This is a genomic window from Serratia entomophila, from assembly GCF_021462285.1.
GTDB classification, from domain to species: domain Bacteria; phylum Pseudomonadota; class Gammaproteobacteria; order Enterobacterales; family Enterobacteriaceae; genus Serratia; species Serratia entomophila.
The window spans coordinates 1,380,034-1,400,000 of sequence record NZ_CP082787.1 but is presented as its reverse complement, the minus strand read 5'-3'; the positions used below and the strand labels follow the sequence as shown (position 1 = coordinate 1,400,000).

Below are 19,967 nucleotides of genomic sequence, written 5' to 3'. Positions count from 1 at the left end.
GTCAACGCGCGGTATAACCGCCGTCGATGCTGTAGAACGCGCCGGTAGTGAAGCTGCTGTCGCCCGACAGCAAAAAAGCCACCGTTTTCGCCACTTCTTCCCGCGTCGCCATTCGCCCCATCGGGTGCGATGCGGCCATTTTCGCGCGCGCTCGCGCCGGCAGTTCGCCCATCGCCGGCGTGTCCACATAGCCCGGCCCGACGGCGTTGATCCGCACGCCTTGCGCGGCGAACTCCAGCGCCGCCGAGCGCGTCAGGCCGAGAATGCCGTGTTTGGCGGCGGTATAAGGCGCAATACCGGCGATGCCCACCACGCCGTTGGCGGAAGAGAGGTTCACCACCGCCCCGCCGCCGCTGGCGACAATCGCCGGCAAGGCGTATTTCATGCCGAAAAAAGTCCCGCTGAGGCAGGTTTCAATCACCTCATGCCAGTCTTCGTTGGCGTACTGGCTGATGGGCACCTCATGTGGCCCGGTGATGCCGGCGTTATTGACCAGGCAATGGAGCCCGCCACAGCGCTGCCGCGCATCCTCAATGCCGCGGCGCACCGAGTGTGGGTCGCGCACGTCCATCACCAGCGGGATCGCCCGCCGTTCGCTGGGATCGATTTTCGCCGCGGCCGCCGCCAGAGGTTCCTGGTGGCGGCCGGTCATGATCACCGTTGCCCCGCGGCTGAACAGTTCCGCGGCAACCGCCTCGCCGATGCCGGTGGATGCGCCGGTCACCAGCGCCACCCGATGCGTGAAATCCTGCATATCGCCTCCTCATGTTTAAGCCTGCGTCAAGGCTAGAACGGGCGGGTGTCAGTTTTTGGCAGCAGCACATTTTGCCCTCACAAAGCGAAAAAAGCCCGCTACCTTATGCCTACTTTTCCTCATGCGAGAGACTCTGTGGACAGACAACGCTACCTGCAGCATATTGGCTTCACAGGCACCGCCAGGCCCGACCTTGCGACCCTGCAACGGCTGCATCACCGCCATATGTTGAGCGTGCCTTTTGAGAATCTGAGCATTATTTATCGGCAGGGCATCAACCTTGAGGAAGGCGCGTTGTTCAGCAAAATTGTCGATCGCAACCGCGGCGGCTTTTGCTATGAGCTGAATAAAATTTTCGCCCTGCTGCTGCAGGACATCGGCTTTAACGTCCAGTATATCTCCGGCGAGATCCGCGCCCGCGACGGCCATTTTTACCCGCCCTACGACCATCTGGCGCTGCTGGTGGAACTGGAGAGGCAATCCTGGCTGGTGGACGTCGGCTTCGGCGACTCCTTCCTGACACCATTGAAAATCACCACCGCCGAGCCGCAATCTCAGGCCAGCGGCACCTTCCATCTGGAACGCGAAGGCGACTATTATCTGCTGGAGCGCCGCAACGGCGATCGGCGCTCGCACGCCAAAACCCTGTACCGCTTTACCGTACAGCCCCGGGCGCTGAGCGAGTTCGACGGCATGTGCCGCTACCACAGCAGCTCGCCGGAATCGCATTTTACCCAGCGGCTGGTGTGCTCGCGGCCAACGGAAAACGGCCGTGTGACGCTCAGCGACAACAAGCTGATCCTGACCGAAGATCATCAGCGCCACGAAACGACGCTGCATTCTGAGCAGGAACGCCGCGAAGCGCTGTGGCGGCACTTCGCCATTGATTTGGATCGTTGAAAGGTTATTTTCGCTACGGGGAAATATTTCCCCGTATTTTATAGCTACCGCTTAAGGGTTAAAATAACCGTAAAACCCCCTTTGAATAAATCTATTTATATAAATTTACAATAAACCCCAAGTCATTGTTTAACGGTGAAATAAACATATGCAACGCTGCCGTTAATTAACCAGGTCGACCGTTAAAGATGCTATTTTTATTTTAATAGGGTAAGATGGTTTCCGCAGTCAAAATTATTTAACGGCGAACTCAAGGAGAAATTCATGAGCAACAATGCAAATGCACAAGCGCAGCTGGATAATTTACGTAACGTGGCCTCTCAGCTGAAAGAAATGCGCCACTACGCGCAGTCCAACACCGAGACGCTGTCCGCGCATTGGCTGGGCTTCGATCAGGGTGAATGCAAGAATAAGCAATTTGCGCAGGCGATTAACGATCTGCTGAATAAACAGGGCGCCTGCCTGGAAGGGCTGGAAAAAACCATTCAGGATATCGAGATGGAATTAAATCGTCTCGACAATGCCGCCTGACAATACCCATTTATATCAACCCGCCTTGTGCGGGTTTATTATTTTACGCCTGCCGAAAAATAACCCGCGCAATATCACCCGAGCTGGTCAGTGCACGTATTTCGCTGAACAGCTCGCTGGCTTCGTCATATTCTTTACGCAAATAACCCAGCCACTGTTTGATACGCGCCACGTGATACAAGCCGGTATCGCCCTGCTTTTCCAGATGGACGTATTTTTGCAGCAGCTGCACCACCTGCGGCCAGGGCATGCGCGGTTCGTTGTATTTCACCACCCGGCTCAGGTTCGGCACGTTGAGCGCGCCGCGTCCCAGCATCACTGCGTCGCAGCCGGTGGTTTGCAGGCAATCCTGCGCGCTCTGGTAGTCCCAAATCTCGCCGTTGGCGATCACCGGAATCGACAGCCGCCGGCGGATTTCGCCGATCGCCGCCCAGTTGATGCGCTCCGCCTTGTAACCGTCCTCTTTAGTGCGGCCGTGCACCGCCAGCTCGGTAGCGCCGGCCTGCTGCACTGCGTCGGCAATTTCAAAACTGCGGCTGGTGGAATCCCAGCCCAGCCGCACCTTCACCGTCACCGGCAGGTGCTCCGGCACTGCGGCGCGCATCGCTTTGGCGCCCTGATAGATAAGTTCCGGGTCTTTCAGCAGCGTCGCCCCACCGCCGCTGCCGTTGACCAGCTTGGACGGGCAGCCGCAGTTGAGATCGACACCGTAAGAGCCCAGCTCTACCGCGCGGGCGGCGTTCTCCGCCAGCCACTGCGCATGTTGGCCAAGCAGCTGCACCCGCACCAGCGTGCCGGACGGCGTGCGGCTGGCGTGATGCAGCTCCGGGCACAGACGATAAAACGACTTGGCGGGCAACAGCTGATCGACCACGCGCAGGAATTCAGTGATGCACAGGTCGTAGTCGTTCACTTCGGTGAGCAACTCGCGCACCAAAGAATCGAGAACGCCCTCCATCGGAGCCAACAATACGCGCATGACCACCCCAGCTAAAAAAGACCCGCAATGATACGGGCGAATACCCGTATCAGACAAGCGTTCGGGGGGAATAAAACGCCGCTTAGCCCAGGCGGCGGATCGGTTCGCCGGCAAGGAACGCCGCAATGTCCTCCACCGCCTCGCGGAAGTAGGTGCGGTAGTTGTCGTCTGCCACGTAGCCCAGATGCGGCGTCGCCAGCACGTTCGGCAGGCGGCGGAAAATGTCGTCGGCGGGCAGCGGCTCGGCCGCGAACACGTCCAGCCCGGCGCCGGCGATTTTACCCTGCTGCAGCACCGCCGCTAACGCCGCCTGATCGACAATCGCCGCGCGCGAGGTGTTGATCAGGTAGGCGGAAGCTTTCATCGCCGCCAGCTCATCGCGCCCCACCAGGCCGCGGCTGCGCTCGCTCAGCACCAGATGGATGGAAACGAAGTCGCTCTGCTCGAACAGCGCCCGTTTCGATGGCGCCAGTTCGGCGCCTGCCTGGCGGGCCTTTTCCGCCGTCAGGTTCTGGCTCCAGGCCAGCACCCGCATGCCGAACGCCTGCGCCACCGCGGCCATCTGGCTGCCGATTTTACCCAACCCCAGCAGCCCCAAAGTTTTACCCTGCAGGGTAACGCCCAATCCCAGCTGCCAGGGGCCGTTGCTGCGCAGCCCGGCGCTTTCCGGCACGATATGCTTCGCCAGCCCGAGCAGCAGCGCCCAGGTCAGCTCCATCGGCGCCGCAGAGCCGCTGGCGGTGCCGCAGACCACCACGCCGCGCTCGGCGGCGGCGGCCAGATCGATGGCGGCATTGCGCATGCCGGAGGTAATCAACAGCTTCAATTTGGGTAAACGCGCCAGCAGCGTAGCGGTGATCGGCGTGCGTTCGCGCATGACAACCAGAATGTCGCAGTCCTGCAAATGCACCGCCAGCTCCGCTTCATCGCTAAAATGCCGGCTGATGGCGAACGCCTCAACCCGATCGGCAATGGCCGGCCAGTCCGCCATCGTTAGCGCGACCTGTTGATAATCATCAAGAATGGCACACTTCAGTTTCATCCCCGTCTCCTGAAATATAGAGTTAGCCACCGTCCAGCCTAGTACGAAAACGCACTTTCGCCAGGCAAAAAAAAAGCCGCCAGTGCTGGCGGCTTACTCTTTGGACGATTGGGCTTATTCGGTCGGTTTGCGACTGCGCGGGCGGCGCGAAGGCGCGCCCGAACGGCGTTGGCCTTCGCCCTGCGGACGGGCGTTGCCGTTGCCGCGGTTTTCACGCTGGCCGCCGTTGCCGCCGCCGTTACCGCTGCGTTGACCGCCGCCGTTACCGCGCGGCGCACCGCGCCCGCCACCCTGACGGCCGTTGATGATCGGCTCCGCCTTGATGCTTGGATCCGGCTCATAGCCCGGCAGGGCAATGCGCGGGATTTCACGCTTCAGCAGACGCTCGATATCGCGCAGCAGTTTGTGTTCATCCACGCATACCAGCGAGATAGCCTCGCCGGTGCGTTCCGCACGGCCGGTACGGCCGATGCGGTGCACGTAGTCTTCCGGCACGTTAGGCAACTCGTAGTTCACTACGTGCGGCAGCTGGTCGATGTCCAGACCGCGCGCCGCGATGTCGGTCGCCACCAGCACGCGAATTTTGCCGTCTTTAAAATCGGCCAGCGCACGGGTGCGGGCGCCCTGGCTTTTATTGCCGTGGATCGCCGCCGCGGTGATGCCGTCTTTGTTCAGCTGCTCGGCCAAATGGTTGGCGCCGTGCTTGGTGCGGTTGAACACCAGCACCTGCTTCCAGTCGCCTTCGCCGATCATCTGCGACAGCAGTTCCCGCTTACGCTTCTTGTCGACGAAGTGCACGCTTTGTTCGATCTGCTCGGACGCGGTGTTGCGGCGCGCCACTTCAACCGATGCCGGGTTGTGCAGCAGCTTGTTGGCCAGCGCTTTGATCTCATCAGAGAAGGTGGCGGAGAACAGCAGGTTCTGACGCTTGGCGGGCAGCTTGGCCAGCACGCGACGGATATCATGGATAAAGCCCATATCCAGCATGCGGTCCGCTTCGTCCAGCACCAGAATTTCAATTTTGGACAGATCAACCGCGTTCTGGTGTTCCAGATCCAGCAGGCGGCCCGGCGTTGCCACCAGAATGTCGACGCCGCCGCGCAGCTTCATCATCTGCGGGTTGATGCTCACGCCGCCAAATACCACCAGCGAACGCAGGCGCAGGTGTTTGCTGTAGGCGTCGACGTTTTCGCCGATCTGCGCCGCCAGCTCGCGGGTTGGCGTCAGGATCAGCGCGCGCACCGGGCGGCGGCCTTTGACCGGATGGTCATGCTTGCTCAGCAGCTGCAACAGCGGCAGGGTAAAGCCAGCGGTTTTACCGGTACCGGTCTGGGCGCTGGCCATCAGGTCACGACCTTCCAACACGACAGGAATAGCCTGACGCTGAATTGGCGTAGGTTCGCGATAGCCCTGTTCTTCAACAGCGCGCAGAATTTCAGCACTTAAGCCGAGGGTTTCAAATGACATAAAGAGAATAACTCCAGATCCCCCCTAACCTAACAGTGTTCGGTGCAGTTTCCTGGGAGGATTATCAGACGGGACATTAAGCATGACCACGAGGGATTGGCACAAACTGCAGTGCACCAAGCGGGCGATTGTAGCAGATGTCGAACAAGAAAAAGCAATTTTACGCGCCGAGAGCACAATATGCTGCAAATTCAGCCTAGTCTGAAGAACGCAGTTTAACTCCAAAGAGTTAATGGTTGCATTTTGCGCAATCTGGCATAAAGTTAATCATACGATTGATTAACTTTTTACGAGCGGGGTCTATGCCTTCCTCAGTGAGCAACCAAACCGCCAGCCGGGCACGCGGCGAACTGGCCCGCCAGCAGCTGATCGCCGCCGCCGTCGAGATGTTCGGCGAGTACGGGCTGCAGGGCGCCACCACCCGCGATATCGCCCAGCGCGCCGGGCAGAATATCGCCGCCATCACCTACTACTTCAATTCCAAAGAGGGGCTGTACCTGGCCGTCGCCCAGTGGATCGCCGACTTTATCCAGCAGGCGTTTCGCCCGCTGGCCGAAGAAATTGACCGCTTCTGGCAGCTGCCCGCCGAACGGCGCGCGCCGGAGCAGTATCTGCATTTTCTGCAACGCGGGCTGCTGGCGTTCAGCGAATTGATGACTCAGCCGCACACGCTGAACCTCAGCAAAATCATGTCGCGCGAACAGCTCTCCCCCACCGAAGCCTACCCGCTGATCCATCAGCAGGTGGTGGCGCCGCTGCACGAAAAGCTGTGCCGCCTGCTGGCGGCCTATACCGGCATCGCCCCCGGTTCGACCAAAGTCGTGCTGCATACCCATGCGCTGATCGGCGAGGTGCTGTCGTTCCGCGTGGCGCGGGAAACCATCCGCCGCCAGGCCGGCTGGCAGCAAATCGGCGAGCATGAGGCCGAACAGATTGGCGAAGTGCTGAGTGAGCACATCGAGATTTTGGTTAACGGGCTGCGCCGGCGTTACGGCGCATAATGCAGGCAGGGAGTGTTATGAACAAAAAACGCAGTGCCTTGATCGTTGCGGCAATAGTGCTTGTCGCCGCCGCCGTTTACGGCTTTTGGTATTACCAGCAGCAGCAGGAGCGGCCGCTGACGCTGTACGGCAACGTCGATATCCGCACGGTGAACCTCGGCTTCCGCGTTGACGGGCGGCTGGCGTCGCTGACGGTGGATGAAGGCGACGCCATCCGGCCGGGCCAGCTGCTCGGCAAGCTGGATGACGCCCCTTACCGCAATGCCTTGCAGCAGGCGCAGGCCAACGTCGGCAACGCCCGCGCCAAACTGGCGCTGCTGCAGGCCGGTTACCGCGCCGAAGAAATCGCCCAGGTGCGTTCGGAGATGGCGCAGCGCCAGTCGGCCTTCAGCTATGCCGACAGTTTCCTGAAGCGCCAGCAGGGGCTATGGGCGAAAAACGCCACCTCGGCCGACGCGCTGGAAGACGCCCGCACCGCGCGCAATCAGGCGCAGGCCAACCTGCAGGCGGCCAAGGACAAGCTGGCGCAATACCTCAGCGGCAATCGCCCGCAGGAAATCGAACAGGCCAAGGCCAGTCTGGCGCAGAGCGAAGCGGCGCTGGACCAGGCGCAGCTGAATCTGCAGGACACCCGCCTGCTCTCCCCTTCAGCCGGCACCCTGCTGACCCGTGCGGTAGAACCCGGCACCATGCTCAGCGCCGGCGGCACGGTGTTTACCCTGTCGCTGACCCAGCCGGTGTGGGTGCGCGCCTATGTCAACGAGATCAACCTCGGTAAGGCGGCGCCGGGCACCGAGCTGGAGATCTATACCGACGGCCGGCCGAACAAGCCGTACCACGGCAAAATTGGCTTTGTGTCGCCCACCGCCGAATTCACGCCGAAAAGCGTGGAAACGCCGGACCTGCGCACCGATCTGGTGTATCGCCTGCGGGTGATCGTCACCGACGCCGACGACGCGCTGCGCCAGGGCATGCCGGTGACCATTCACTTCGCCAAACCCTGAGGACGCTCATGGAACAGGCGCACACTATCGAACTGGAGGCGCTGGAAAAACGCTTCCCGTCGTTGGAAAAACCGGCGGTCGCCAGCCTGACCACCACTTTGCGCAGCGGCGCGGTCACCGGCTTGGTCGGCCCGGACGGCGCCGGCAAAACCACCCTGCTGCGCATGCTGGCCGGGCTACTGAAGCCCAGCAGCGGCACGCTGCGCGTCGCCGGGCTGGATCCGATCGCGCAGGATCGCCGGCTGCACGCCATTCTCGGCTATATGCCGCAAAAGTTCGGCCTGTATGAAGATCTGACGGTGATGGAGAACCTGACGCTATATGCCGATCTGCGCGGCGTGGTCGGCGTTCAGCGCCCCCAGACCTTCGACCGGCTGCTGACCTTCACCGACCTCACCCGCTTTACCGGGCGGCTGGCGGGCAAGCTGTCCGGCGGCATGAAGCAAAAGCTCGGGCTGGCCTGTACCCTGGTGGGCGAGCCGCAGGTGCTGCTGCTGGATGAGCCGGGGGTCGGGGTGGATCCTATCTCGCGCCGCGAGCTGTGGCGCATGGTGCACGAGCTGGCTAACGACGGCATGCTGATCCTATGGAGCACCTCGTATCTTGACGAAGCCGAACAGTGCCGTGAAGTGCTGCTGCTCAACGAAGGCGAGCTGCTGTTCAGCGGCGCGCCGCAGGATCTGACCCAGCGCATGGCCGGCCGCACGGTATTGATCGACGCCCCGGCCGGCAGCCACCGATCCCTGCTGCAGCGGGCGATCTGCCTGCCGGCGGTGACCGACGGGGTGATCCAGGGCAAATACCTGCGGTTGATCCTGAAACAGGGCGAGGATCATCGGCAGCTGCTGCAGGCATTGGATCTGCCGGACGCCGAACTGAGCGAGGCGGATCCGCGCTTTGAAGATGCGTTTATCGATCTGCTCGGCGGCGGCCCCCACAGCAAATCGGCGCTGGCGGAGATCATGCCGACCGCCGAGGGCCAAAGCGGCGAAACGGTGATCGAAGCCCAGGGCCTGACCAAGAAGTTCGGCGACTTCGCCGCCACCGATCGCGTGGATTTCAAGGTGCGGCGTGGGGAAATTTTCGGCCTGCTCGGCCCGAACGGCGCCGGCAAATCCACCACCTTCAAGATGATGTGCGGGCTGCTGGTGCCCTCGGATGGCAAGGCGCTGGTGCTGGGCATGGATTTGAAGACCAGCTCCGGCAAAGCGCGCCAGCACCTGGGCTATATGGCGCAGAAGTTCTCGCTGTACGGCAACCTGACGGTAGCGCAGAACCTGAAGTTTTTCTCCGGCGTCTACGGCCTGAACGGCAAGGCGCAGCGTGACAAAATCGGCGAGATGTCCCGCGCCTTTAACTTCGGGCCTATCCTCAACCAAACGCCGGATTCGCTGCCGCTGGGCTTCAAGCAGCGGCTGGCGCTGGCCTGCGCGCTGATGCATGAGCCGGATATCCTGTTTCTCGACGAGCCGACCTCCGGCGTCGATCCGCTCACCCGCCGCGAATTTTGGCTGCACATCAACGGTATGGTCGACAAAGGCGTCACGGTGATGGTCACCACCCACTTTATGGACGAGGCGGAATATTGCGACCGCATCGGGCTGGTGTACCGCGGCAAGATCATCGCCGCCGGCACGCCGGACGATCTCAAACAGCAGGTGGCCCGCGACGATAACCCCAACCCCACCATGGAGCAGGCGTTTATCGAACTGGTGCAGGGCTACGACGAGGAGGAACGACGGTGAGCGATAACCAGAAGACCCCGATTGACGACGGCGGCTTTTCCTGGCGCCGGCTGCGTGCGCTGTGCCTGAAAGAAACCCGGCAAATCCTGCGCGATCCCAGCAGCGGGCTGATCGCCTTCGTCATCCCGCTGATGCTGCTGTTCATCTTCGGCTACGGCATCAACCTGGACTCCAGCAAGCTGCGGCTGGGCATCCTGATGGAGCAGCAGAGCGAAGACGCGCGCGATCTGGCCAATGCCTTCGCCGGTTCGCCCTATATCGAACCGACCATCAGCGACAACCGTCAGCGGTTGATCCAGCAGATGCAGGCCGGCGCTATTCGTGGGCTGGTGGTGATCCCCAACGATTTCGACCAGCAGCTGGCGCGGCCGCACGCCGGCGCGCCGATTCAAATCATCACCGACGGCAGCGAGCCGAACACCGCCAACTTCGTGCAGGGCTATACCCAGGGGGTATGGCAAATCTGGCAGCAGCAGCGCGCCGCCGACGCCGGGCGCAAAGACCCGCCGTTGATCGACGTGCAAATGCGCTACTGGTTCAACCCGGCGGCCATCAGCCGGCACTACATCATTCCCGGCGCCATCACCATCATCATGACGGTGATCGGCGCCATCCTCACCTCGCTGGTGATCGCCCGCGAGTGGGAGCGCGGCACCATGGAGGCGCTGCTCTCCACCCAGGTGACGCGCAGCGAGCTGCTGTTGTCCAAGCTGGTGCCCTACTACTTCCTCGGCATGATCGCCATGGCGCTGTGCATGGCGGTGTCGGTCTGGGTGCTCGGCGTGCCCTACCGCGGTTCGCTGCCGATCCTGTTCGTCATCAGCAGCCTGTTCCTCGCCAGCACCCTCGGCATGGGGCTGCTGATCTCCACCATCACCCGCAACCAGTTCAACGCGGCGATGGTGGCGCTGAACGCCGCCTTTCTGCCGTCGATCATGCTGTCCGGCTTTATTTTCCAGATCGACAGCATGCCGGCCATCGTGCGCGCCGTGACCTACATCATTCCGGCGCGCTACTTCGTCAGCACGCTGCAGACGCTGTTTCTGGCGGGCAACGTCGGCACGGTGCTGCTGATTAACCTGCTGTTCCTGATCGCCTCGGCGGTGGTGTTTATCGGCCTGACGGCCTGGAAAACCCAGCGGCGGCTGGATTAAGGGGAAAGAAAAATGTTTCACCGCTTGTGGACGTTAATCGTCAAGGAAATGCAGTCGCTGCTGCGCGATCCGCAAACCCGCGCCATTCTGATTATGCCGGTGATCCTGCAGGTGCTGCTGTTTCCGTTCGCCGCCACGCTGGAAGTGACCAACGCCACCATAGCGGTCTACAGCGAAGACGGCGGGCAGGCTTCGGTGGAGTTGACCCAACGCTTCGCCAAGGCCAAGGCGTTTTCTCATGTGCTGCTGCTGCGCAGCCCGCAGGAGATCAAGACCACCATCGACAACCAAAAGGCTCTGTTGCTGATCCGTTTCCCGGCGCAGTTCTCGCGCGATATCGCCAGCGGCAACACCGCGCCGCTGCAGCTGCTGCTCGACGGGCGCAATTCCAACAGCGCGCAGATCGCCGCCAACTACGTGCAGCAGATTGTGCAGGACTATCAAAACGAGCTGATCGGCGGCCGCGCCAAACCGAACAACAGCGAGCTGGTGGTGCGCAACTGGTATAACCCGAATCTGGACTACAAGTGGTTCGTGGTGCCTTCGCTGATCGCCATGATCACCACCATCGGCGTACTGATCGTCACCTCGCTGTCGGTAGCGCGCGAACGTGAACAGGGCACGCTGGAACAGCTGCTGGTCTCGCCGCTGACCACCTGGCAGATATTTATCGGCAAAGCGGTGCCGGCGCTGATCGTCGCCACCTTCCAGGCCTCTATCGTGCTGCTGATCGGCATCTTTTTGTATCAGATCCCGTTCGCCGGCTCGCTGCTGCTGTTCTACGCCACCATGCTGATCTACGGGCTGTCGTTGGTGGGCTTCGGCCTGCTGATATCTTCGCTGTGCGCCACTCAGCAGCAGGCGTTTATCGGCGTGTTCGTGTTTATGATGCCGGCCATTCTGCTCTCGGGCTACGTCTCACCGGTGGAGAACATGCCGGTGTGGCTGCAGAACCTGACCTGGGTTAATCCGATCCGCCACTTCACCGACATCACCAAACAGATTTACCTGAAGGACGCCAGCTTCGGCATCATCTGGCACAGCCTGTGGCCGCTGTTGGTGATTACCGCCACCACCGGCAGCGCCGCCTACGCCATGTTCCGCCGCAAAATCGCATAAAAAAAGACTCTGCGATAAGAATCGCAGAGTCTTTTCATTCGCAGTAAATCCTATGGATTTCAAGCTGCGGCTAGGCGACCAGCTCGTGTATCCCCAGGAGCTTACTTAGGTAAGTGACTGGGGTATGCGAGCGCAGTCAACAACGCCGCGGCTTGAAAGACGACGGATTTAGCGGCGGTTGCCGAAGATACGCAACAACATCAGGAACAGGTTGATGAAATCAAGATACAGCGTCAGCGCGCCGACGATGGCGTATTTGCGGAAGCCGTCTTTATCGTCGGCATTCAGCTGCTCGCCCATCGCTTTCAGCTTCTGGGTGTCGTAAGCGGTCAGGCCAACGAACACCACCACCCCGATATAGGTAATCGCCCACATCAGCGCGGTGCTTTTCAGCCAGATATTCACCAGCGAAGCCAGCACGATACCGATCAGCGCCATAAACAGCATGCTGCCGAAGCCGCTCAGGTCGCGCTTGGTGGTATAGCCGTACAGGCTCATGGCGCCGAACATGCCGGCGGTGACCACGAAGGTGCTGGCGATTGAGCTGTAGGTATAGGCGATGAAGATGCTCGACAGCGTCAGCCCGGTCAGCGCCGAATACAGCATGAACAGCGAGGTGGCCACCGCGCCGCTCAGGCGGTTGACCATGCCGGAAATCACGAACACCAGCGCCAGCTGCGCGATGATCAGGCCAAAGAAGGTGATCTGGCTGGAGAAGATGAAGTTGAGGATCGCGGGCGTATTGGCCGCGTACCAGGAAACGAACGCCGTCAGCAGCAAACCGCAGGTCATCCAGCCATAAACCTGCGCCATATAAGCCTGAATGCCGCTGTTGGCACGTTCGACGATAGAACCATTAGAGCGTGGATATCGGTCCATGACGGTTACCTTTTACATGTGGAACAAGATGTTAAAGCCCCATCTGCCGGGACTCAGCCTGTAATAAGCGTACCACAGAAACGGCTGCGCGGAAGCGGCAAAGGTATTGATTTGTTTCCGCTGTTGAGCGGTTATTTAGCCGTTTTGTTCCAGCGCTCCGCCGCCTGACGATCGCTGTCGCGCGCGTCGACCCAGCGGTCGCCCTGGCCGGTGGCCTCGCGTTTCCAGAACGGCGCGCGGGTTTTCAGATAATCCATGATGAACTCGTTGGCGGCGAACGCCATGCTGCGGTGCGCGCTGGTCACCCCCACGAACACGATCTCATCGCCGGGGAACAGCGCGCCGACCCGATGGATCACCGTTACGCGCTGCAGCGGCCAACGCGCGCGGGCTTGCGCCACGATCTCCGCCAGCGCTTTCTCGGTCATGCCCGGGTAGTGCTCAAGCGTCAGCGCGCTGACGTCATCGCCCAGGTTGTGGTTGCGCACCTTGCCGGTGAAGGTCACTACCGCGCCATCTTCGTCGCACTGAGCGAGCCACCGGTATTCATCACCGACGCTGAACGGCGCTTCACCGACGCGGATACGGGTATTTTCCATTATTAACCTCCGGTTACCGGTGGAAAGAACGCCACCTCATCGCCGGCGCGCAGCGGATGTTCGTTGACCACCAACGACTGGTTGACCGCCGTCAGCAGCTTGCCGGACTCCAGCGCCAACGCCCAGCGATCGCCGCGCGCACACAGCGCCTGGCGCAGCGCCTCCACCGTCGGGTAATCGGCCGGCATCGCCAGGCAGCCGGTCCCCACCAGTTCGCGCACCTGCGCAAAGAAAAGAATATTGATCATGCGTTCACCTTAAAATCGCCAGATTTGCCGCCGCTTTTCGCCAGCAGCCGCACCGGGCCGATCACCATATCTTTCTGCACCGCCTTGCACATGTCGTAGATGGTCAGCGCCGCCACCGAAGCCGCGGTCAGGGCTTCCATCTCGACGCCGGTTTTGCCGGTCAGGCGGCAGCAGGTTTCGATACGCACCCGATTATGGTGCGGCTGGGCCTCCAGCTGCACTTCAACCTTGCTCAACATCAGCGGGTGGCACAGCGGGATCAGCTCCCAGGTGCGTTTGGCCGCCTGAATGCCGGCGATGCGCGCCGTAGCGAACACGTCGCCCTTGTGATGGCTGCCGTCGATAATCATCGCCAGCGTAGCGGGCAGCATCTCGACGAAGGCTTCGGCGCGCGCTTCACGCACCGTTTCGGCCTTGGCGGAAACGTCAACCATATGGGCTTCGCCCGCGGCATTAATGTGGGTCAGCTGTGTCATGGCTTATTGCTTCTTCAAATGTGGCTGGAAGTTGCACGGGCGATGACGCGCGTCCAACTGCTCTTCGATAATGCGTTCCCAGGCGGTGCGGCAGGCCCGGGTGGAGCCCGGCATGGCGAAGATCACCGTCTGGTTGGCGAGGCCGGCCAGCGCGCGGGACTGAAGGGTGGCGGTGCCTATCTCTTCGTAAGACACCATGCGGAACAGCTCGCCGAAGCCTTCGACTTCACGATCGAACAGCGGCAGCAGGGCTTCCGGCGTGTTGTCGCGTGCGGTAAAACCGGTGCCGCCGGTGATCAGCACCGCCTGCACGCGATCGTCGGCGATCCAGGCTGATACCCGCGCACGGATCTGATAGAGGTTGTCTTTGACGATGGCGCGATCCACCACCAGATGCCCGGCCTCCTGCGCTGCTTCCTGCAGGTATTGCCCCGAAGTGTCTTCCGCTTCGCCGCGGCTGTCCGAGACGGTCAAAATGGCGATGTTGGCCGAAATAAATTCACTGCTCGCCTGGCTCATTGTTCACTATGCTCCTGTTATGGGATACCCAACAGATTTCATGCTGCAGCCCACGGCACCGCGGCGTGAAACAGGCCGGTATCAGCCGCCGATAAACGACAGGTTCTGCGTAATTCCGCTGTTGCCCTGATGCAGAAAGTGGGTCTGCTTTTTGCTGAGCAGGCCGCTCTGGATGCGCGCCTTCAGTTCATCCAGCTGGCCGTCATCCGCCAGCAGGTCGCGCAGCGTGATGCCCTGCTCGCCGAACAGGCACAGGTGCAGGTTGCCGATGGCGGACACCCGCAGCCGGTTGCAGCTGGCGCAGAAATCTTTTTCATACGGCATGATTAGCCCGACTTCACCCTGGTAATCCGGGTGGCTGAACACCTGCGCCGGGCCGTCGCTGCGGCCGCGCTGCTGGTGTTGCCAGCCCTGCTGCTCCAGCTGCAGGCGGATCACCTCGCCGGACACATGGTGCTTGCGGAACAGGCTGCCGCCTTCGCCGGTCTCCATCAGTTCGATAAAGCGCAGTTGGATCGGGCGGTCCTTGATCCAGTGCAGAAAGGCGCCGAGCTGCTGATGGTTGACGTCGCGCATCAGCACCGCGTTGACCTTGACCTTGCTGAACCCGGCGCTGAAGGCGGCGTCGATGCCCGCCATGACCTGGTGGAACTTGTCCTGGCCGGTAATGGCGTGAAACTGACGGGCATCAAGGCTGTCGACGCTGACGTTGATGGCCGTCAGGCCGGCTTCGCGCCAGCCGGCGACGTCGCGCGCCATCCGGTAGCCATTGGTGGTCACCGCCAGCGTGCGGATGGCCGGGTTTTCACGCACCGCGGCGATAATTTCGGTAAAGTCGCGGCGCAGCGAAGGCTCGCCGCCGGTCAAACGCACCTTTTCGGTGCCGAGTTCGGCAAACGCGCGGCTGACACGCCGGATTTCGTCCAGCGACAGGAAGGATTTGGGGCTGCCGGCGGGTTTGTAACCGTCGGGCAAGCAGTATGTGCAACGGAAATTGCACACGTCGGTGATCGACAAGCGCAAGTAATAGAACTTACGCTCATAAGCATCAATGAGTTGCGGCACCATAACACCTTTCCAAAGTCGGGAGGCGCGAGCGTTTCCACTCTGCGCCCTGGTGGCTGACTTCGCCACGGCCCAAGCGCCATATCGTTCTGCGAGAACGACGTAGGCCCAGGGGCTAGGAGTTTTGGTTTCAATCCCCGCTGCCGGAGTAGCCGGAACGAAACCGTGGTTTTCAGCAGAATTCTAGCGCTAAACACCGGCGATAGCCAACGCGGAATTTCGCTATATAATTGTGTATACAGCGTTTTTACGTGCCGCGCATGCTGCTAAACCATAATAAACGCCGGCTGCGCAGACGCATTGACCAGAATCACGCAAATGACGCTCTTTTTACCCTAAATAATTGGCGTTGCCTGCCGACGGCAAGAGCGGGAATGTGCAGGCGCTTACTCAAGTCTGTGACTGGGGTGACAAATCTGCCGGGAGCAGGTTTGAACGCTGCTTGCAGCGGCCCTGAAGGGGCGTGGCCCATGGACGGGCCACGTCACTGAATGCCGCCAACACGGAGGCAACCTCAAGTATGACGGGTATATCGCGTTTTTACGCCGGATCCGCTACTTTATGCGGGCAGTTCAGCCCCTTTGTAAGGAAATTTATGCGTAATCGTACCCTGGCCGATCTCGATAGAGTGGTGGCATTAGGCGGCGGCCATGGCCTTGGCCGCGTAATGTCAGCCCTGTCGTCTTTAGGATCCCGCTTAACCGGCATCGTCACCACCACCGACAACGGCGGTTCCACTGGCCGCATACGCCGTTCGGAAGGCGGCATTGCCTGGGGCGATACCCGCAACTGCCTCAATCAGCTGATCACCGAGCCGAGCGTCGCCTCGGCGATGTTCGAATACCGCTTCAGCGGCAACGGCGAGCTCTCTGGCCACAACCTCGGCAACCTGATGCTGAAAGCGCTGGATCATCTCAGCGTGCGGCCGCTGGAGGCGATCAATCTGGTGCGCAGCCTGCTGAAAGTGGACGCCGCCCTGATCCCAATGTCCGAGCAGCCGGTAGACCTGATGGCGCACGATCACGAAGGCAACCATATCTACGGCGAGGTCAACGTCGATCAGCTGACCGATATGCCGCAGGAGCTGATGCTGTCGCCGCCCGTCAGCGCCACGCGTGAGGCGCTGGACGCCATCGCCCAGGCGGACGTGATCCTGATCGGGCCGGGCAGCTTCCTGACCAGCCTGATGCCGCTGTTATTGCTGGATGACCTCACCCAGGCCCTGCGCCGCAGCAGCGCCAATATGATTTATATCGGTAACCTGGGCCGCGAGCTGAGCGTGGCCGCCGCGGCGTTGTCGCTGAAAGACAAGCTGGTGCTGATGGAAGAGAAAATCGGCCGCCAGATGATCGATGCGGTGATCGTCGGCCCGGGCGTAGACGCCAGTGAAGTGCAGGATCGGGTGGTGATTCAACAGCCGCTGGAAGCCAGCGATATCCGGTACCGTCACGACCGCCAGCTGCTGCGCCAGGCGCTGGATCAGGCGCTGGTGGAGCTCGCCGCCCGCGCCTGACACATCCGCATTATCTCAATCGCGCCCGCGCAGCCAGGGGTTATCGCTGGCGGCGCGGCTGAGCATATCGATATACAGATCTTCCACCTGCTTGCGCGCCCAGGGCGTGCGGCGCAAAAACTTCAGGCTGGACTTGATGCTCGGATCGCTGCTGAAACAGTTGATGCGAATGCGTTCGGCCAGCCCGGACCAGCCGTACTGCTCCACCAGCTTGTTCAACAGTTGTTCCAGCGTAACGCCGTGCAGCGGGTCTTTGGACTGGTGTTCGGTCATGATCAATGCTCATCCTGGTCAAAATAGGCCGCACACCATAATCAGCTTTGCCGGGTGCGACAAGAGATTTATAGGGCTAACCTTCCTGAAACGACATCCGCTGCCCCTGCGCCTTAAGAAATGGCGATAAACTGCTCGCGCAGCTGATGGATCTCGTCGCGCAGCGCCGCAGCCTGCTCGAACTCCAGGTTCTGCGCGTGGGTATACATCTGCCCTTCCAGCTCGCGGATTTTCTGATCCAGCGCCTTCGGCGTAAGGCTTTGATACTGTTCGCCGCTGCCGGCGACCTTGTTGCTCTTGCCTTTGTTTTTGCTGCGGTTGCCCGGCTGGCCCAGCTGCAGGATATCGCCGATTTTCTTGTTCAACCCCTGCGGCACTATGCCATTTTCTTCGTTGTAGGCCTGCTGCTTGGCGCGGCGGCGTTCGGTTTCACCGATGGCTTTGGCCATCGAATCGGTGATGCGATCGCCGTACAGGATCGCCTTGCCGTTGAGGTTACGCGCCGCGCGGCCGATGGTCTGGATCAGCGAGCGTTCGGAACGCAGGAAGCCTTCTTTGTCCGCGTCCAAAATCGCCACCAGCGACACCTCAGGCATGTCGAGCCCTTCACGCAACAGATTGATGCCCACCAGCACGTCAAACTCGCCCAGGCGCAGATCGCGAATGATTTCGACCCGTTCCACGGTATCGATGTCCGAGTGCAGGTAACGCACGCGCTCGCCGTGCTCCTCCAGATACTCGGTCAGGTCTTCCGCCATGCGCTTGGTCAGGGTGGTCACCAGCACGCGCTCGTTGACGGCCACCCGCTTGCGGATCTCGGACAGCAGATCGTCCACCTGCGTGGTGACCGGGCGCACTTCCACCAGCGGATCCAGCAGCCCGGTGGGGCGCACCACCTGATCGATCAGATCGCCGCCGGATTTCTCCAGCTCGTATTTGCCCGGCGTGGCGGAGACGTAGATGCTCTGCGGCGCCAGCGCTTCGAACTCTTCAAAGCGCAGCGGGCGGTTATCCAGCGCCGAAGGCAGGCGGAAACCGTACTCCACCAGGGTTTCTTTGCGCGAACGGTCGCCTTTGAACATGCCGCCGATTTGCGGAATGGTGACGTGGGATTCGTCGACCACCAGCAGGCCGTCCGCCGGCAGGTAATCAAACAGCGTCGGCGGCGGCTCGCCCTCGCCGCGGCCGGACAGGTAGCGTGAATAGTTTTCAATGCCCGAGCAGTAGCCCAGCTCGTTCATCATCTCCAGATCAAACTGGGTGCGCTGGGTCAGGCGCTGCTCTTCCAGCAGCTTGTTGTTGGCCAGCAGCACTTTGCGGCGGTCGGCCAGATCGACCTTGATCTCTTCCATCGCCTGTATGATCCGCTCGCGCGGCGTCACGTAGTGCGACTTGGGGTAAATGGTAAAACGCGGCACCACCTGTTCGATCTGCCCGGTCAGCGGATCAAACAGCGACAGCCGCTCCACCTCTTCGTCGAACAGCTCGACGCGCAGCGCCAGCTCGTCCGATTCGGCCGGGAAGATGTCGATCACCTCGCCGCGCACGCGGAAGGTGGCGCGCTGGAACGCCTGATCGTTGCGGCTGTACTGCAGCTCCGCCAGGCGGCGCAAAATGGAACGCTGGTCGATGATCATGCCCTTGGTCAGGTGCAGCATCATCTTCAGGTACAGATCCGGATCGCCCAGGCCGTAGATCGCCGAGACCGACGCCACCACCACCACGTCGCGGCGTTCAAGCAGCGCCTTGGTGGCCGAAAGCCGCATCTGCTCGATATGTTCGTTCACCGAGGCGTCTTTTTCGATGAAGGTGTCGGAGCTGGGCACGTAGGCTTCCGGCTGGTAGTAGTCGTAGTAAGACACAAAATACTCCACCGCATTCTCGGGGAAGAACTCTTTCATCTCACCGTACAGCTGCGCCGCCAGGGTCTTGTTCGGCGCCAGCACCATCGTGGGCCGGTTGAGATCGGCTATCACGTTGGCGATGGTGAACGTCTTGCCCGAACCGGTCACCCCCAGCAGCGTCTGGTGCGCCAGGCCGTCTTCCAGCCCCTCTTCCAGTTTGCGGATGGCTTCCGGCTGATCGCCGGCCGGTTTGAAATCTGAATGCAGTTTGAAAATTTTGCTCATTGGCTCGGCTACCCTGTGGAGATGCGCGCGCTCAGGCGGCCACCCGGCTGATGTGCAGCGAATGGCCCCTAATTATGGAAAGCGGTGGCGATTTGCGCCAGTGCTTATGATACTGGATATAAAACCAGCTTCAAGCTGATTCGTCGCCTTTAGCGCATGCCGCAGGGCGGAGATGCACCTTAAGCGTGACAGAGCCATGACATTTTTATTGTCAATAACAGATTTATCCCCAGAACACGCCACAAATTAACTTATTGATAGCACTGCGGCGAAAAATCATACATAGAAACCAGCTCAATGCACTGGTGGCTTGATTTTAAATAAAACATTGATATTTAATGAATTTAATAAAAAGACGAGAATGCGGACAAAGCGCACAGAACCCGCGTCCGCTCTCGCTTTACGCCGCTTTTCTAAATCTAATGCACAAGGTTATCCACAGGAATAGTGGATAACTCTCACCGCCCCGCCCCTGACGGGAGTTGCAGAAAGAACGCTTTTCGCCTTTTCCTGGCGCCTAAACGGCTTTTTTAGTTATTTTTTCATAAAAATATCGCTTTGTTTATGCCG

20 protein-coding genes and 1 riboswitch are annotated in these 19,967 nt (G+C 60.6%); of the genes, 8 read left to right on the top strand and 12 right to left on the bottom strand.

The features are described from left to right. Position 1: 1 nt before the first annotated feature. On the bottom strand, positions 2 to 754 hold the full coding sequence (locus tag KHA73_RS06910; protein ID WP_234589891.1) for an SDR family NAD(P)-dependent oxidoreductase: 753 nt from the start codon (positions 752 to 754) through the stop codon (positions 2 to 4). Positions 755 to 889: 135 nt separating this feature from the next. Between KHA73_RS06910 and KHA73_RS06905 the strand changes: the two genes are divergently transcribed. Together KHA73_RS06905 and KHA73_RS06900 are read left to right on the top strand one after the other, a co-directional pair. Then, positions 890 to 1,654 carry an arylamine N-acetyltransferase family protein gene (locus KHA73_RS06905; protein ID WP_234589889.1) on the top strand — a complete coding sequence of 255 codons (765 nt, stop codon included), beginning with the start codon at positions 890 to 892 and terminating at the stop codon, positions 1,652 to 1,654. A 264-nt stretch (positions 1,655 to 1,918) separates the two neighbouring features. Further along, the gene (locus KHA73_RS06900; protein WP_234589887.1) at positions 1,919 to 2,185 is read left to right on the top strand and encodes a hypothetical protein; all 267 of its coding nucleotides are present in this window, start codon (positions 1,919 to 1,921) and stop codon (positions 2,183 to 2,185) included. 43 nt (positions 2,186 to 2,228) lie between these two features. On the opposite strand, the gene dusC is transcribed toward KHA73_RS06900, so the two are convergent. From dusC to rhlE, 3 genes are all read right to left on the bottom strand, one after another. Then, the gene (gene dusC, locus KHA73_RS06895; protein WP_234589886.1) at positions 2,229 to 3,164 is read right to left on the bottom strand and encodes a tRNA dihydrouridine(16) synthase DusC; all 936 of its coding nucleotides are present in this window, start codon (positions 3,162 to 3,164) and stop codon (positions 2,229 to 2,231) included. An 82-nt stretch (positions 3,165 to 3,246) separates the two neighbouring features. Further along, positions 3,247 to 4,206, bottom strand: a complete 960-nt coding sequence (locus KHA73_RS06890) for a D-2-hydroxyacid dehydrogenase family protein (protein ID WP_234589884.1) — start codon at positions 4,204 to 4,206, stop codon at positions 3,247 to 3,249. Positions 4,207 to 4,320: 114 nt separating this feature from the next. Next, the gene (rhlE, locus tag KHA73_RS06885; protein WP_234589882.1) at positions 4,321 to 5,673 is read right to left on the bottom strand and encodes an ATP-dependent RNA helicase RhlE; all 1,353 of its coding nucleotides are present in this window, start codon (positions 5,671 to 5,673) and stop codon (positions 4,321 to 4,323) included. A 302-nt stretch (positions 5,674 to 5,975) separates the two neighbouring features. Here rhlE and cecR point away from each other — a divergent pair, with 302 nt between their 5' ends. Genes cecR through KHA73_RS06860 form a run of 5 tightly spaced genes read left to right on the top strand, consistent with a single transcriptional unit; the run spans position 5,976 to position 11,696 of the window. Beyond that, positions 5,976 to 6,674, top strand: coding sequence for a transcriptional regulator CecR (gene cecR, locus KHA73_RS06880; protein WP_234589881.1), 699 nt, complete (start codon positions 5,976 to 5,978; stop codon positions 6,672 to 6,674). A 17-nt stretch (positions 6,675 to 6,691) separates the two neighbouring features. Then, positions 6,692 to 7,678 (top strand): secretion protein HlyD, encoded by a 987-nt coding sequence (gene hlyD, locus KHA73_RS06875; RefSeq protein ID WP_234589879.1) that lies wholly within the window; start codon positions 6,692 to 6,694, stop codon positions 7,676 to 7,678. A gap of 8 nt (positions 7,679 to 7,686) precedes the next feature. Then, entirely contained in the window at positions 7,687 to 9,423 is a 1,737-nt protein-coding gene (locus KHA73_RS06870) for an ATP-binding cassette domain-containing protein (protein WP_234589878.1), read from the top strand. After that, entirely contained in the window at positions 9,420 to 10,577 is a 1,158-nt protein-coding gene (locus tag KHA73_RS06865; protein WP_234589877.1) for an ABC transporter permease, read from the top strand. The genes KHA73_RS06870 and KHA73_RS06865 overlap by 4 nt, the downstream gene beginning before the upstream one ends. A 12-nt stretch (positions 10,578 to 10,589) precedes the next feature. Beyond that, entirely contained in the window at positions 10,590 to 11,696 is a 1,107-nt protein-coding gene (locus KHA73_RS06860) for an ABC transporter permease (RefSeq protein ID WP_234589876.1), read from the top strand. Between the two features lie 168 nt (positions 11,697 to 11,864). Here the strand turns inward: KHA73_RS06860 and KHA73_RS06855 are convergent, their stop codons facing one another. The 6 genes from KHA73_RS06855 to moaA all read right to left on the bottom strand — a co-directional run bounded on the left by KHA73_RS06855 (position 11,865) and on the right by moaA (position 15,485). Next, positions 11,865 to 12,575: a Bax inhibitor-1/YccA family protein gene (locus KHA73_RS06855; RefSeq protein WP_004939761.1), complete on the bottom strand. Its 711-nt coding sequence runs from the start codon at positions 12,573 to 12,575 to the stop codon at positions 11,865 to 11,867. A gap of 131 nt (positions 12,576 to 12,706) precedes the next feature. After that, the gene (gene moaE / locus KHA73_RS06850; protein WP_234589875.1) at positions 12,707 to 13,174 is read right to left on the bottom strand and encodes a molybdopterin synthase catalytic subunit MoaE; all 468 of its coding nucleotides are present in this window, start codon (positions 13,172 to 13,174) and stop codon (positions 12,707 to 12,709) included. 2 nt (positions 13,175 to 13,176) lie between these two features. After that, positions 13,177 to 13,422, bottom strand: a complete 246-nt coding sequence (gene moaD, locus KHA73_RS06845; RefSeq protein WP_234589874.1) for a molybdopterin synthase sulfur carrier subunit — start codon at positions 13,420 to 13,422, stop codon at positions 13,177 to 13,179. After that, positions 13,419 to 13,898 carry a cyclic pyranopterin monophosphate synthase MoaC gene (gene moaC / locus KHA73_RS06840; RefSeq protein WP_234589873.1) on the bottom strand — a complete coding sequence of 160 codons (480 nt, stop codon included), beginning with the start codon at positions 13,896 to 13,898 and terminating at the stop codon, positions 13,419 to 13,421. Before moaC ends, moaD begins: the two co-directional genes overlap by 4 nt. A 3-nt stretch (positions 13,899 to 13,901) precedes the next feature. After that, positions 13,902 to 14,417: a molybdenum cofactor biosynthesis protein B gene (gene moaB, locus KHA73_RS06835; RefSeq protein ID WP_234589872.1), complete on the bottom strand. Its 516-nt coding sequence runs from the start codon at positions 14,415 to 14,417 to the stop codon at positions 13,902 to 13,904. 81 nt (positions 14,418 to 14,498) lie between these two features. Continuing rightward, a complete protein-coding gene (gene moaA / locus KHA73_RS06830) occupies positions 14,499 to 15,485 on the bottom strand; it encodes a GTP 3',8-cyclase MoaA (protein ID WP_234589871.1) in 987 nt (328 codons plus the stop codon). Further along, positions 15,472 to 15,616, bottom strand: a riboswitch (molybdenum cofactor riboswitch). (Overlaps the previous gene by 14 nt.) Before the next feature lie 461 nt (positions 15,617 to 16,077). Here moaA and KHA73_RS06825 point away from each other — a divergent pair. Beyond that, positions 16,078 to 16,995 carry a gluconeogenesis factor YvcK family protein gene (locus KHA73_RS06825; RefSeq protein WP_234589870.1) on the top strand — a complete coding sequence of 306 codons (918 nt, stop codon included), beginning with the start codon at positions 16,078 to 16,080 and terminating at the stop codon, positions 16,993 to 16,995. A 15-nt stretch (positions 16,996 to 17,010) separates the two neighbouring features. On the opposite strand, the gene KHA73_RS06820 is transcribed toward KHA73_RS06825, so the two are convergent. Together KHA73_RS06820 and uvrB are read right to left on the bottom strand one after the other, a co-directional pair. Continuing rightward, positions 17,011 to 17,268: a VF530 family protein gene (locus KHA73_RS06820; protein WP_234589869.1), complete on the bottom strand. Its 258-nt coding sequence runs from the start codon at positions 17,266 to 17,268 to the stop codon at positions 17,011 to 17,013. Between the two features lie 113 nt (positions 17,269 to 17,381). Next, positions 17,382 to 19,397: an excinuclease ABC subunit UvrB gene (uvrB, locus tag KHA73_RS06815; protein WP_234589867.1), complete on the bottom strand. Its 2,016-nt coding sequence runs from the start codon at positions 19,395 to 19,397 to the stop codon at positions 17,382 to 17,384. Positions 19,398 to 19,967: the final 570 nt, after the last annotated feature.